This window comes from Peribacillus frigoritolerans (genome assembly GCF_001636405.1).
Classification (GTDB): domain Bacteria; phylum Bacillota; class Bacilli; order Bacillales; family DSM-1321; genus Peribacillus; species Peribacillus frigoritolerans.
The window spans coordinates 3,949,277-3,963,813 of sequence record NZ_KV440950.1 but is presented as its reverse complement, the minus strand read 5'-3'; the positions used below and the strand labels follow the sequence as shown (position 1 = coordinate 3,963,813).

Sequence of the window (14,537 nt, the reverse complement as noted above, 5' to 3'; positions counted from 1 at the left end):
TATTGAATTTATGTGCAATGTACTTGCCGACAGTTCAACATTTTATGTAAAAAGTTCATAGCAAGGGGAGGTGAAACGATGGAACCCATGACAATCATCTTCACTTTGCTTGGCCTAATCGTCGGTGCAGTTGTTGGTTATTTTATTCACAAATCAAAATTTGAGAGTAGAATAGCAGGGGCAAAGGGCTCTGCAGAACACATCCTTGAGGATGCAAAACGTGAAGCGGAAGCACTTAAGAAAGAAGCCTTGTTGGAAGCAAAAGATGAAATTCATAAAGTTCGTGCCGATTCGGATCGGGAAGCCCGTGAAAGAAGGAACGAATTACAAAAACAAGAAAATCGGTTATTGCAAAGAGAAGAGAATCTGGACCGTAAGGATGAAACGTTAGACAAACGTGAAAGCCTTTTGGAGAAAAAAGAAGATTCTCTAAACCAAAGACAACAGCATATTGAAGAGATGGAAAGCAAAGTGGAAGAGATGGTTCGTAAGCAGCAAACAGAGCTTGAACGTGTTTCCGGTTTAACTCGTGAAGAGGCTAAAGCAATCATTATTGACCGAATGGAAAACGAGCTTGCTCACGATGTAGCGCTTATGATTAAAGAAAGTGATACCCGTGCCAAAGAAGAAGCTGATAAAAAAGCAAAAGAAGTCCTTTCTCTTGCCATTCAGCGTTGTGCGGCTGATCATGTTGCAGAGACCACCGTTTCTGTAGTAAATCTTCCAAACGATGAAATGAAAGGACGGATAATCGGACGTGAAGGACGAAATATCCGGACGTTAGAAACGCTAACAGGTATTGACCTTATTATTGATGATACTCCTGAAGCTGTCATTTTATCTGGATTCGATCCAATTAGACGGGAAACGGCACGCTTGGCTCTTGAGAAACTTGTTCAGGACGGACGGATCCATCCGGCTCGCATTGAAGAAATGGTTGACAAAGCAAGACGTGAGGTAGATGAACATATTCGTGAAATTGGTGAACAGACTACTTTTGAAGTTGGAGTTCACGGTCTCCATCCAGATCTCATCAAAATACTAGGACGTTTGAAATTCCGTACCAGTTATGGGCAAAACGTACTTAAACATTCAATTGAAGTGGCCCAGCTTTCAGGTTTACTGGCCGCTGAGCTCGGTGAGGATGAAGTTCTTGCCCGCCGTGCAGGTTTATTGCATGATATTGGGAAAGCGATCGATCATGAAGTGGAAGGCAGTCACGTTGAAATTGGCGTTGAATTAGCAACCAAATATAAAGAGCATCCAACTGTCATTAACAGCATCGCTTCACATCATGGCGATACGGAACCAACTTCCATCATTTCAGTGCTTGTGGCTGCCGCTGATGCATTATCAGCTGCAAGACCGGGAGCAAGAAGTGAAACGCTTGAAAATTACATTAGAAGACTTGAAAAACTTGAGGAAATTTCCGAGTCCTATGATGGAGTGGAGAAATCTTTTGCGATTCAAGCCGGACGAGAAGTGCGAATTCTAGTGAAACCAGAACAAATCGATGACCTTTCGGCACATCGACTCGCACGTGATATCCGGAAAAGGATTGAAGAAGAGCTCGATTACCCAGGTCATATAAAAGTCACGGTCATCCGTGAAACAAGAGCAGTCGAATATGCCAAATAATTGTTAGTGAAAGACGAAGTGGTGCAAACCACTTCGTTTTTTCTTTTTCCGATATGAATCGTTAAGCGTATTCTTATAATTACCCCCAATTATGTTACAATACATACTTGAATAATTCATATAATCAGGTGAATCCAGAAAGGGTTTTACAATGAAATTGCTATTTATAGGGGATGTAGTGGGATCTCCAGGTCGTGACATGATCCAAGAATACCTTCCTAAGTTAAAAGAAAAGTATCGTCCGCATATCACGGTCATCAATGGCGAGAATGCAGCAAGTGGCCGGGGGATTACAGAAAAGATTTACCGCAGTTTTTTAGAGTGGGGAGCGCAGGCAGTGACCATGGGAAACCATACATGGGATAATCGTGATATTTTCAATTTTATTGATGAAGCGAAATATCTTGTCCGTCCAGCAAACTTTCCAGACGGGGTACCCGGAGAAGGTATGAAATTTTTAAAATTGAACCAGCATGAAATAGCGGTCATCAATTTACAAGCGAGAACGTTCATGCCGGATTTGGACTGTCCGTTCAAAAAGGCGGAAGAACTAGTGGCGGAGGCTCGAAAAAAGACACCGATCATCTTTGTCGATTTTCATGGTGAAGCGACAAGTGAAAAGCAAGCCATGGGGTGGTTCCTGGATGGTAAGGTTACAGCCGTCGTTGGTACACACACACACGTCCAGACAGCCGATAACCGTATATTACCTGCAGGCACCGCTTACATATCAGATGTAGGCATGACAGGACCATATGATGCCATCCTTGGTATGGAAAGAGAGGCAGTCATCCATCGGTTCCTGACCAGCCTTCCAGTTCGTTTCGAAGTCCCAAAAGAGGGACGGACCCTATTAAGCGGGGTTCTCCTTGAAATTGATGAGAAAACTGGCAAGGCAAAGAAGATAGAAAGGATCCTGATTAACGAAGATCATCCCTTTTACCATTGATACGAACGGATGGACAGTCAAACTGCCATCCGTTTTTCCATTCTTTAATAAATGGTGTACAATCCCGGTTTTCTTTGTCATACAAGTTTTACTTGATGAATATAGTAGCAGTGGAAAGTGTTATAACTATTGAGCCAAGTTAGAATCGGCAGGGAAAACAAGGAGGACTAGGAATGGAAATATTAAAAGTTTCAGCAAAATCTAATCCTAATTCTGTAGCAGGCGCACTAGCGGGAGTGCTCAGGGAAAGAGGAGCAGCCGAAATTCAAGCAATCGGTGCAGGTGCGTTAAATCAAGCCGTCAAGGCAGTAGCAATCGCAAGAGGGTTTGTCGCACCTAGTGGAGTTGACTTGATTTGTATTCCTGCCTTTACAGATATACTTATTGATGGCGAAGAAAGAACCGCAATAAAACTAATCATTGAACCAAGATAATTGCATGTTTGGGTGTCCTGTTTGTCGAATGGCGAGCAGGCTCTTTTTTGTCGTGAATTCCAAATGACGAAAGGCCCGTGTCGCTTTATAATGGTATATATAATCATAAAAAAGTACAGGAAGGGGGATTACATTGGAGATTTTTGATGCACATTGTGATGTGCTGATGAAGATGTTCATCGATCCGGATATTTCTTTTACAAATAGTGATAAATTACATATAACAAAGCGGGGTTTATTGGACGAAGGGGGAAAAGTCCAATGTTTTGCCATATATATACCTGAAAAAGTCCACCCTGATATGAGATTTCAAGCGGCTTTGGCGATGGTGGATATTTTTCATGAAAAGATTTTGTCGGAGCCGGAATTGAAATTCATAAAGACCAAGGCAGACATTGAATCTTTAAAAGAAAAGGAAATCGGTGCAATGTTAACTTTGGAGGGGTGCGATTGCATCGGGAATGATTTGTTGAAACTGAAAACCCTTATTCATCTTGGAGTATCCTCGGTAGGTCTGACTTGGAATCATGCTAACTTGGTAGCGGATGGGGCATTGGAAACAAGAGGGGGAGGCTTGACAGGGTTTGGAACGGAAGTGGTCGCGCTACTGAATGAGAAGTCAATTTGGTGTGATTTATCCCATTTATCTGAAGCTGGATTTTGGGACACTCTAAAGTTGGCGAAATTCCCGATCGCCTCCCATTCGAATGCTTATCAGCTTTGTCCGCATCCGCGAAATTTAAAGGACGGGCAGATAAAAGCCCTTTTACAGAAAAATGGGGTGATCGGAGTAACCTTTGTCCCGCAATTTCTAGCAAATGGCCCGGTTACGATAAAGGATATCTTGAAACATATAGAGCATATATGCAGTTTGGGCGGGGAAAGACAAATTGGATTAGGGTCCGACTTCGATGGAATCGATCATATGGTAGAGAAGTTAACGTCATATAAGGATTATCATAACTTAATAAATGAATTGAACAGGCTTTATTCCAGTGAGTTTGTACAGGGTCTCCTTTTTGATAATTTCACTCGTAATTTTCCGCTTAAAAAGGAAATATCTTAAGTGATTTTCAATTCTTACTATATAGATATGAATAAATATTCTGAAAATATAAAAAATAAAAGCAAAAAGGTTGCAATTTGATGATTTAACCGATAGAATTGAAAGCGTTTAGTACACCTTTCCTAAATTAGAACGATAATTATACATAGTTGAATGTTCTAAGAGAGGTGCGGTTAAATGCATTTATATACGAACGTCCTAAAGGAGTGTAAGACATGATCAATCAACTTTCATGGAAAGTTGGCGGACAACAAGGTGAAGGTATTGAAAGTACAGGAGAAATATTCTGTATTGCCCTCAATCGCTTAGGTTATTACTTGTATGGCTACCGTCATTTCTCATCCCGAATCAAGGGTGGACACACGAATAACAAAATTCGTGTAAGTACTACGGAAACTCGTGCTATCTCTGATGATTTAGACATCTTAGTTGCTTTTGACCAAGAAACAATTGACGTCAATTATAAAGAATTACATGAGGGTGGCATCATAATTGCAGATGCAAAATTCAAACCTGTCTGCCCAGAAGATACAAAGGCAGAATTATATATTGTTCCTTTTACGGAAATAGCAGCCGAATTAGGAACATCATTAATGAAAAATATGGTTGCCATCGGTGCAACATGTGCTGTTCTCGGAATGGAAATTTCCGTATTCAACGATGTGGTTGATGAAATATTCGGCCGTAAAGGTGAAGAAATCGTTAAGAAGAATATGGATGCCATTACTGCCGGCTATAAGGCAATGGAAGTGCTGCTTGGAGAAAAACTGGGCGCGATGGAGCTGGAAAAGGCAGACGGCCAAAAACGTATGTTCATGATCGGAAACGATGCTATCGCTTTAGGCGCAGTTGCAGGAGGTTGCCGCTTCATGGCAGCTTACCCGATTACTCCGGCTTCGGAAATCATGGAATACTTAATTAAGAAACTTCCTCAATTTGGCGGGACGGTCATACAGACTGAAGATGAAATCGCGGCAGCCACAATGGCTATCGGTGCGAACTATGGCGGTGTACGTGCCATCACAGCTTCAGCTGGACCTGGGCTTTCCTTGAAAATGGAGGCGATTGGTTTAGCGGGCATTACCGAAACGCCAATTGTCATCGTCGATACTCAACGTGGCGGTCCATCTACGGGACTTCCTACAAAACAGGAGCAATCCGATTTAATGGCCATGATTTATGGTACACATGGTGAAATACCTAAAATCGTCATGGCTCCGAGTACTGTTGAGGAAGCTTTTTATGATACGGCAGAAGCATTCAACCTTGCAGAGGAATATCAATGTCCGGTTATCGTTTTATCCGACTTACAGCTATCATTAGGTAAACAGACGGTTCAGCCGCTTGATTACGGCAAAGTGGAGATAAGACGCGGAAAATTGGTTGACTTTGAAATTGAAGAGCCAGAAAACAAATCTTACTTCAAGCGTTATGAAGTAACGGAAGACGGAGTCTCACCACGGGTAGTGCCTGGTATGAAAAATGGAATTCACCATGTTACGGGTGTTGAACATGATGAAACGGGCAGACCTTCCGAGACGGCCTTGAATCGCAAATTGCAAATGGATAAACGGATGCGTAAGCTTAATAATTTAACTAACACATTCCAAACACCAGTATACAAAAACACACCGCATGAAGAAGCGGATTTATTAATTCTTGGTTTTAACTCAACACGCGGGACGATTGATGAAGCGATCGGCCGTTTAGAAACGGACGGAATGAAAGTGAATCATGCGCAAATCCGCTTGATTCATCCTTTCCCAGCTGATGAAGTCCTTTCATTGGTGCAAAGTGCTAAGAAAGTAGTAGTTATTGAAAATAATGCGACTGGACAATTGGCTAATATTATCAAGATGAATGTCGGACATGTTAATAAAATAAAAAGCATCCTAAAATATGATGGCAACCCATTCCTCCCGCATGAAATTCACACACAATGCAAGGAGATGTTCGAATATGGCAACGTTTAAAGAATTTCGGAATGATGTAAAACCAAACTGGTGTCCTGGCTGCGGAGATTTCTCCGTTCAGGCTGCCATGCAGCGTGCGGCAGCCAATGTGGGATTGGAGCCGGAGAATTTGGCCGTTGTTTCCGGTATCGGCTGTTCAGGGCGTATATCCGGTTACATCAAGTCATATGGTTTCCACGGCATCCATGGCCGCTCACTGCCAATTGCTCAAGGAGTAAAAATGGCCAACCGTGAATTGACCGTTATAGCTTCAGGCGGTGACGGAGATGGTTTTGCAATCGGGATGGGACACACCATCCATGCGATCCGCCGTAATATCGACATTACGTATATTGTCATGGATAACCAAATTTATGGATTGACTAAAGGCCAGACTTCTCCTAGATCAGCTGCTGGATTTAAAACGAAATCCACCCCAGAAGGATCAATAGAACAGGCTGTTTCACCTATGGAATTAGCATTGTCAGCTGGCGCTACGTTTGTGGCCCAAAGCTTTTCCACTGACTTGAAAGATCTGACGGCGATCATTGAAGCGGGGATAAACCATAAAGGGTTCTCCTTTATCAATGTTTTCTCTCCTTGCGTAACATATAATAAGATCAATACGTATGATTGGTTTAAACAAAACTTAACTAAATTGAACACGATTGAAGGCTATGATTCATCAAATAAAGAACAGGCCATGCAGACTTTGATGCAGCATGACAGCCTTGTGACAGGGATCATTTATCAAGACTCTTCACGCCCTTCGTACCAGGAATTAGTGCCAGGGTATGCTGAAAAAGCGCTAAACAAATCAGATTTGACACTGGATCAAGCGCACTTTGATAAGCTTGTTGCTGAATTTATGTAAAAGTTAAAAGGTTCACCCCTTAAGATGGGGTGAACCTTTTTTTATGACTAATTGGAAAGCTCAAGAAGAGAGAATCACTATACTCTCTAAATTAGAATCCGAAGAAATTGCAACGATTCCTTCTACGACAATGGTGGTCGCGGTCGCGGTCACGGTCGCGGTCACGGTCACGGTCCCGATCGCGCCTATTACAGCCCCTCACAGCACGACAAAAATTGTCTGCGATTCTATCGTTATCTCTGTCCCGATCTCTGTCCCGATCGCGGTCCCGATTATGGTCCCGATCGTGGTCCCGATCGCGCCTATTACAGCCCCTTACAGCACGACAAAAATCGTCTGCGATTCTGTCGTTATCTCTGTCCCGATCGCGGTCCCGATCATGATGATCATGATTATTGCATCCACATGACATATAAGTCACTCCTTCATTGTTTTTGTTTTTTGTTGTACAAGATATCTTATTCGAGAGCGGACAAGATGCTATAGAAACATGACCCATTTAACAAAAATGTACGAATGCCTAAAAATCATCATTATTAATGTGAAAAGGCCGGTACAAAAGTGATTATGGTATTTTTGTGATTGATTTTTCATATCTTTACATATTAAGGTAGATGAAAAAGCACAGCCCTATTTCAGGGGGAATGTACATGTTGAGAGGTAAAATGAAAGCCGTAGTCAAACACCACCGAGGTTATGGGGCACAATTACAAGTTGTCGATATACCGGACATTCGTGATGACGAGGTCTTGATTCGTGTGGAGATGACCTCGATCTGCGGAACGGATATTCATATTTTCACCTGGGATGAATGGTCACAAGGAAGGGTGAGCCCGCCATACGTATTTGGGCACGAATTTGCAGGGGAAGTAATCGAGATAGGAGCAAGTGTCAGTAATGTTTCAGTTGGTGATTGTGTATCTGCCGAAACACATATAGTTTGCGGTACATGCAGGCAGTGCTTAACAGGGCAATTCCATATCTGTAAAAAAACAAACATTATCGGTGTTGATAAACAAGGGTGCTTTGCAGAGTACATAGCTCTGCCAGCCAAGAATTTATGGAAAAATCCAAGTGATATGCCACTCGATATAGCTACCATCCAAGAACCGATGGGGAATGCCGTCCATTCAGTGCTGGCTGGCGAGGTGCTGGGTAAAACGGTGGCAATAATCGGTTGTGGTCCAATTGGGCTTATGGCGATTGCTGTAGCAAAGGCCGCAGGTGCTGATAAAGTAATCGCTCTTGATATTAATGATTATCGACTTCAGCTAGCCAAAAAGATGGGTGCCACACACCTCATTCATTCAATGAATCAGGATCCAGTGGAAATCACGAAAAGCATTACAATTGGGGACGGGGTGGATGTTGTTTGTGAAATGAGCGGTAATCCAGCAGCTATCCAACAAGGGTTCAAGATGGCGACCAATGGTGGAAGAATATCCATTCTAAGTCTGCCTTCTAAGCCCGTCACGATTAATATAACAGAGGATATCGTATTTAAGGGTCTTACTGTCCAAGGGATAACTGGAAGGAAGATGTTTTCAACCTGGCAACAGGTTTCAAGTCTGCTTGAAAGTGGCAAGGTTGATGTAAAACCAATGATTACCCATCGGTTCTCACTCAGTGATTTTGAAAAGGGATTTGAACTGATGATCAAAGGCCAGTGTGGTAAGGTTCTCCTTATACCTTGAACACCTAAAAAGGTGGAAATGGCATACTCTGCATTTGAAAAATCTTGAAAGGGGAAAGCGTCATCCAAAAATGATAAGAAGAGGCTAAATTCGTCATAGCCTCTTCTTTCATGTTCTTATTTTCAATATTTGTGAAAAATTTCTTACAATTGAAGAAGCAACGACAGAATGATTGTTTCTTGCTGTTAAAAGCTTTATACTATGATAATGTGGATATATCACACTTAATAGCTAATATTTACTGGAAATTCTTAAAAAGGAATCCGTATAAATTCATTTGATGATAGGTCTTGGAATAGTTGGTGAAAGAAATAAACTAACTATTTTGAAAGGAGATTAACTATGAACGAGAAACAACGATTAGAATCACAACAAGTACAGGCTGAGAATCCAGCGGACAAAAAATCCGAAAAGGACTTCAGTAAGTACTTTCAAGCCGTTTATATTCCGCCTTCCTTAAAGGATGCGAAAAAGCGGGGAAAAGAAGAAGTAGAATATCATGATGACTTTGCCATTCCTGAAGGCTTCCGCGGAATGGGAGAAGGTAAAAAGTTTTACATTCGCACTTTTGGCTGTCAAATGAACGAACATGATACAGAAGTCATGGCGGGCATCTTTATGGCACTTGGTTATCAGGCGACAGACTCGGTGGATGATGCTAACGTCATTTTACTTAACACTTGTGCGATTCGGGAAGGCGCAGAGAATAAAGTGTTCGGTGAATTGGGGCATTTGAAATCATTGAAATTGGAAAAGCCGGATCTATTGCTTGGGGTTTGCGGCTGTATGTCACAAGAGGAGACAGTTGTAAAGCGGATTCTAGAGAAGCACCATTTTGTAGATATGATTTTCGGAACGCATAACATCCACCGCCTGCCGCAAATTCTTAATGAAGCGTATCTTTCCAAGGAAATGGTCATTGAGGTTTGGTCTAAAGAAGGTGATGTAATCGAGAACCTTCCGAAAGTGCGTAAAGGAAAAACCAAGGCATGGGTCAATATCATGTATGGCTGCGATAAGTTTTGTACATACTGCATCGTACCGTACACGAGAGGGAAAGAAAGAAGCCGCAGGCCTGGAGATATCATCCAGGAAGTCCGTCATTTAGCGGCACAGGGTTACAAGGAAATAACCCTGCTTGGACAGAATGTGAATGCTTACGGTAAAGATTTTACGGATATCGATTATCGTTTCGGCGATTTGATGGATGAAATCCGAAAAATCGACATTCCGCGTATTCGTTTTACGACAAGCCATCCCCGTGATTTTGATGATCATTTGATTGAAGTACTGGCTAAAGGCGGAAATCTCGTAGACCATATCCATCTTCCAGTTCAATCGGGAAGTACGGAAACACTTAAAATCATGGCCCGTAAGTATACACGCGAACAATATTTAGAGCTAGTTAAAAAAATCAAGGAAGCTATCCCAAGTGCATCGCTAACCACGGACATCATTGTAGGCTATCCGAATGAAACGGAAGAGCACTTTGAAGAAACGATGTCATTATACCGTGAAGTTGGTTTTGATGCAGCATATACTTACATCTATTCACCACGTGAGGGAACACCGGCTGCGAAAATGCAGGATAATGTACCGATGGAAGTGAAAAAGGAACGTCTGCAACGCTTGAATGCCCTTGTAAATGAAACGTGCGCATTGAAAATGAAAGAGTATGATGGACAGATTGTTGAAGTGCTCGTTGAAGGCGAAAGCAAGAAGAATGCGGAAGTATTAGCAGGTTATACAACGAAAAATAAGCTCGTGAACTTCAAAGGACCAAAATCCGCTATTGGCAAAATCGTAAAAGTGAAAATCACCGGAACGAAAACATGGTCATTAAATGGGGATATGGTTGAAGAAGCAACGGCGATTGAGGTGGAGTAATATGACTAAATATACTAAAGATGACATTCTGAATAAAGCGGCCGAGCTTGCTGAAATGATCGCAAGCACGGAAGAAGTCGATTTCTTTAAACGGGCAGAAGCTCACATCAATGAAAATCAAAAAATCCGTGAAATGATCGCCAGCATCAAGAGTTTGCAAAAACAGGCTGTAAACTTCCAACATTACGGCAAAGAGAAAGCATACAGTCAAGTGCAGGCCAAAATTGATGCACTGGAAAAACAATTGGATGAACTTCCGATCGTGCAAGAATTCAAACAATCCCAAGTGGATGTAAATGATCTTTTACAAATGGTCTCATCACAGGTATCGAATAAGGTGACGGACCTGATTATTGAATCGACCGAAGGCGATGTCCTTCGCGGTGAGACAGGTTCACAGGTACAAGCAGGCGGCGGAAGCTGTTCATGAATATTAAAAAAGCCCTTCTGGTTTCAGAAGGGCTTTTTTAATATGCGGAAATCCTTATACAGTGCCCATTCGTGACACATATCCCAAAACATGCGCATAAAATAACCTAGGTTTAAAACATTACAGCAGTTTTCAAACAATTAAAATTCTACGCACAATAGACTTTTACCACGCATAGGATGAATGGAAACTGTATGAGGAGGGTTCGCTAGCATGTCACAATATAGAGAGATAATTACTAAAGCGGTGGTGGCAAAAGGACGTAAATTCACAAAGTCCTCTCACACCATTTGCCCGGCTCATCATCCTTCTAGCATTCTAGGTTGTTGGATCATCAACCATAAATACGATGCAAAGAAAGTCGGCAAAAAGGTAGAAATTCACGGCAGCTACGAAATCAACGTCTGGTATTCTTATAACCATAATTCGAAGACGGAAGTTGTAACTGAAAAAGTGCAATATACCGACGTTATTTCGCTGAAATACCGTGATCCCGATTATCTTGATGACCATGAAATCGCTGCAAAAGCTGTCCAACAGCCGAATTGTTTAGAAGCATGCATCTCCCCATGTGGACAAAAAATCATTGTCCATGTGGAAAGGGAATTCTTTGTGGAAGTCGTCGGCGAAACGAAAATTTGTGTCGCTGTAAGTCCAGATGGCCGCTGTGAGGATGACTGGGGCTCTGATTTCGATGATGAGGATTTCGAAGATTTAGATCCGGATTTCCTTGATGAATTCGAAGACGAATAGAATATAGAAATTAATACCGGATGACATTCCCTTCATCCGGTTTTATTTAATTTGAAGCGGGACAAGTCCCTATGGCTTTGCAGATACAGCTAGCTTACAATGTAAAGGATAATTGATTTACCATGCAATTTCGAATACAGGCCATGTTGCATTTTCGTATGTTATAATGAAGGACATAAATGTGTAATAGATTTTAGTTTGGAAAGGTTTTGAAGGAATGGCTGGATATACTCCAATGATACAGCAATATTTAAAAATTAAGGCAGAGTATCAGGATGCCTTTTTATTTTTTCGTTTAGGCGATTTTTATGAAATGTTTTTTGACGATGCACTGAATGCATCACAAGAGCTCGAAATCACATTAACGAGCCGAGAAGGCGGTAGTGAAGAGCGAATTCCGATGTGCGGCATTCCGTATCACTCGGCTGCTAATTATATTGATATATTGATAGAAAAAGGTTTTAAAGTAGCTATTTGTGAACAGACCGAAGATCCGAAGCAAGCCAAAGGTGTGGTACGCAGGGAAGTTGTCCAGCTCATTACCCCGGGAACGAAAATGGATAGTAAGGGTCTTCGTGAAAAGGAAAATAATTATATTGCCACCATCACTTATTTTACGGATGGTCAGTTTGGCTTTGGATACAATGATTTATCGACAGGGGAAAATAAGGTTACATTGATTGAGAGTTTCGAGGAAGTTCTGAATGAATTTGCCATCCTTGGTGCGAGTGAAGTGGTCATTGCCGAGGATTTCAATGAAGAATGGAAAAAAATGCTTCAAGAACGGGGCGCAGCCGCCCTATCCCTAGAGAGTAAGTTGGTCCAAAGCGAGTCATTCGCTCCATTGCTTCATTTGTTAAAAGACCAGAAACTGGCGACAACGACCTCACGTTTATTGAATTATCTATACCGTACCCAAAAACGCAGCCTGGATCATTTACAGCCAGTGCTTGCATATGAAACATCACAATATATGAAAATTGATTATTATAGCAAACGTAATTTGGAATTAACTGAAACCATTCGTTCCAAAGGTAAAAAAGGCTCATTACTATGGCTGCTTGATGAAACAAAAACAGCCATGGGCGGAAGGATGTTGAAGCAATGGATTGATAGACCGCTCATAAATAAAAAACAGATCGAGCGGAGACAAAGCCTTGTTGAAACCCTGAAAAATCAATACTTCGAACGACAAGACTTACGTGAACGCCTGAAGGAAGTGTACGACTTGGAGCGGCTTGCCGGAAGGGTGGCCTTCGGGAATGTAAACGCTCGGGACTTGATTCAACTGAAACGTTCCTTGCAACAGGTGCCGGTCATTCGTGAAATCGTGAAGTCAATGGCTTCCAATCAGGATATTTCAATCCTGGCCGATAAATTGGATCCTTGTGAAGAAGTGACGGATTTACTTGAAACGGCGCTTGTAGAAAACCCTCCATTGTCCGTGAAGGAAGGGAATATCATTCAGGATGGTTTCCATAAGGAGCTGGATACATACAGGGATGCCAGCAGAAACGGGAAAACTTGGATTGCACAGCTTGAACGCGAAGAGCGGGAACGCACCGGGATCAAATCCTTGAAAATCGGATATAATCGTGTATTTGGCTATTACATTGAAGTCACACGAGCAAATTTGCATCTGCTTGAAGAAGGCCGTTATGAACGGAAGCAGACTTTAACGAATGCCGAACGTTATATCACACCTGAATTGAAAGAAAAGGAAGCTTTGATTTTACAAGCAGAAGAAAAAAGCATCAGTTTGGAGTATGACTTATTCCTCAATCTTCGTGAAGAGGTCAAAAGCTATATCCCTCGCTTACAGGATTTGGCGAAAGGCGTCAGTGAACTGGATGTCCTGCAGTGCTTTGCGACGATTAGTGAAGAACGCCATTATGTGAAGCCTGTCTTTTCCGATGATCGAAGAATCGTACTGAAGGAAGGCAGGCATCCAGTGGTCGAGAAAGTCCTTCAATCACAGGAATATGTCCCCAATGACTGCTTTATGGATGGAGATCGGGAGTTACTCTTGATCACAGGGCCCAATATGTCGGGTAAAAGTACGTATATGCGTCAAATAGCGCTAACATCGATTTTAGCGCAAATTGGATGCTTCGTATCCGCAAGTATAGCTGAATTACCTATTTTTGATAAGGTATTTACCAGGATTGGCGCGGCAGATGATTTGATTTCCGGTCAAAGTACTTTCATGGTCGAGATGCTTGAAGCAAGAAATGCCATCATGAATGCGACAGAAAACAGTTTGATATTATTTGATGAAATAGGCCGGGGAACATCAACTTATGATGGGATGGCGCTTGCTCAGGCCATCATTGAATATATTCATGAGGAAATTGGGGCAAAGACACTCTTTTCGACTCATTATCACGAATTGACTGTATTGGCAACGGAACTCCCAAAATTGAAAAATATCCATGTAAGTGCCATTGAGCAAAATGGAAATGTCGTTTTCCTTCATAAAATTAAAGAAGGGCCAGCAGATAAAAGCTATGGAATTCATGTGGCTAAGCTTGCTGATTTACCGGAGCAGTTAATAGATCGGGCGGCTGCTATTTTAGCCCAGCTAGAGAATGAAAATGGACAGGCAAAGGCGATTCCTGAACAGCCTGCTGCTGAAAAAGCACCTATTGCCGAAGCTGCCCCTGTTACATCCGTCAATGAGGCACAGCTTTCCTTCTTCGGAGAAGAAGCTCCTAAAGGAAGGGTGAATTCTTCACCAAAGGAAAAAAAGGTGCTGGATGACATAAAATCACTGGATATCCTTGAAATGACGCCGCTTGAGGCAATGAATACCCTTTATAAATTACAAAAGAAACTTAAATGAGAATTAAAGCGAGGCGAT

Annotated in this window: 11 protein-coding genes; all 11 read left to right on the top strand. The window is 42.0% G+C overall.

All coding sequences use genetic code 11. From position 1 onward, the window contains the following. Nucleotides 1-78: 78 nt before the first annotated feature. The 11 genes from rny (at nucleotide 79) to mutS (ending at nucleotide 14,519) form a co-directional block, all read left to right on the top strand. Nucleotides 79-1,638: a ribonuclease Y gene (gene rny, locus A6755_RS18665; RefSeq protein WP_057278383.1), complete on the top strand. Its 1,560-nt coding sequence runs from the start codon at nucleotides 79-81 to the stop codon at nucleotides 1,636-1,638. A gap of 151 nt (nucleotides 1,639-1,789) precedes the next feature. Further along, nucleotides 1,790-2,587, top strand: coding sequence for a TIGR00282 family metallophosphoesterase (locus A6755_RS18660; protein ID WP_063591644.1), 798 nt, complete (start codon nucleotides 1,790-1,792; stop codon nucleotides 2,585-2,587). A gap of 173 nt (nucleotides 2,588-2,760) precedes the next feature. Continuing rightward, nucleotides 2,761-3,021 (top strand): stage V sporulation protein SpoVS, encoded by a 261-nt coding sequence (spoVS, locus tag A6755_RS18655; protein WP_029281188.1) that lies wholly within the window; start codon nucleotides 2,761-2,763, stop codon nucleotides 3,019-3,021. Nucleotides 3,022-3,154: 133 nt separating this feature from the next. Continuing rightward, on the top strand, nucleotides 3,155-4,087 hold the full coding sequence (locus A6755_RS18650) for a dipeptidase (RefSeq protein ID WP_084737973.1): 933 nt from the start codon (nucleotides 3,155-3,157) through the stop codon (nucleotides 4,085-4,087). Nucleotides 4,088-4,302: 215 nt separating this feature from the next. Next, nucleotides 4,303-6,060, top strand: a complete 1,758-nt coding sequence (locus A6755_RS18645) for a 2-oxoacid:acceptor oxidoreductase subunit alpha (protein WP_034313511.1) — start codon at nucleotides 4,303-4,305, stop codon at nucleotides 6,058-6,060. Beyond that, a complete protein-coding gene (locus A6755_RS18640; RefSeq protein WP_057278380.1) occupies nucleotides 6,047-6,913 on the top strand; it encodes a 2-oxoacid:ferredoxin oxidoreductase subunit beta in 867 nt (288 codons plus the stop codon). The genes A6755_RS18645 and A6755_RS18640 overlap by 14 nt, the downstream gene beginning before the upstream one ends. Before the next feature lie 653 nt (nucleotides 6,914-7,566). Next, nucleotides 7,567-8,607: an L-threonine 3-dehydrogenase gene (tdh, locus tag A6755_RS18630; RefSeq protein ID WP_174878791.1), complete on the top strand. Its 1,041-nt coding sequence runs from the start codon at nucleotides 7,567-7,569 to the stop codon at nucleotides 8,605-8,607. A gap of 342 nt (nucleotides 8,608-8,949) precedes the next feature. Continuing rightward, the gene (miaB, locus tag A6755_RS18625; RefSeq protein ID WP_048684706.1) at nucleotides 8,950-10,494 is read left to right on the top strand and encodes a tRNA (N6-isopentenyl adenosine(37)-C2)-methylthiotransferase MiaB; all 1,545 of its coding nucleotides are present in this window, start codon (nucleotides 8,950-8,952) and stop codon (nucleotides 10,492-10,494) included. Nucleotide 10,495: 1 nt separating this feature from the next. Further along, nucleotides 10,496-10,924 (top strand): YlbF/YmcA family competence regulator, encoded by a 429-nt coding sequence (locus A6755_RS18620; protein ID WP_034313499.1) that lies wholly within the window; start codon nucleotides 10,496-10,498, stop codon nucleotides 10,922-10,924. A 213-nt stretch (nucleotides 10,925-11,137) separates the two neighbouring features. Further along, a complete protein-coding gene (locus A6755_RS18615) occupies nucleotides 11,138-11,677 on the top strand; it encodes an outer spore coat protein CotE (protein WP_057278378.1) in 540 nt (179 codons plus the stop codon). Nucleotides 11,678-11,894: 217 nt separating this feature from the next. Next, nucleotides 11,895-14,519 carry a DNA mismatch repair protein MutS gene (gene mutS, locus A6755_RS18610; RefSeq protein WP_063591641.1) on the top strand — a complete coding sequence of 875 codons (2,625 nt, stop codon included), beginning with the start codon at nucleotides 11,895-11,897 and terminating at the stop codon, nucleotides 14,517-14,519. Nucleotides 14,520-14,537: the final 18 nt, after the last annotated feature.

Excerpts from the sequence above, each read along its gene's own strand:
- rny (WP_057278383.1), top strand. The coding sequence starts at position 79 with ATGGAACCCATGACAATCATCTTCACTTTGCTTGGCCTAATCGTCGGT.
- A6755_RS18660 (WP_063591644.1), top strand. The coding sequence starts at position 1,790 with ATGAAATTGCTATTTATAGGGGATGTAGTGGGATCTCCAGGTCGTGAC.
- spoVS (WP_029281188.1), top strand. The coding sequence starts at position 2,761 with ATGGAAATATTAAAAGTTTCAGCAAAATCTAATCCTAATTCTGTAGCA.
- A6755_RS18645 (WP_034313511.1), top strand. The coding sequence starts at position 4,303 with ATGATCAATCAACTTTCATGGAAAGTTGGCGGACAACAAGGTGAAGGT.
- A6755_RS18640 (WP_057278380.1), top strand. The coding sequence starts at position 6,047 with ATGGCAACGTTTAAAGAATTTCGGAATGATGTAAAACCAAACTGGTGT.
- miaB (WP_048684706.1), top strand. The coding sequence starts at position 8,950 with ATGAACGAGAAACAACGATTAGAATCACAACAAGTACAGGCTGAGAAT.
- A6755_RS18620 (WP_034313499.1), top strand. The coding sequence starts at position 10,496 with ATGACTAAATATACTAAAGATGACATTCTGAATAAAGCGGCCGAGCTT.
- A6755_RS18615 (WP_057278378.1), top strand. The coding sequence starts at position 11,138 with ATGTCACAATATAGAGAGATAATTACTAAAGCGGTGGTGGCAAAAGGA.
- mutS (WP_063591641.1), top strand. The coding sequence starts at position 11,895 with ATGGCTGGATATACTCCAATGATACAGCAATATTTAAAAATTAAGGCA.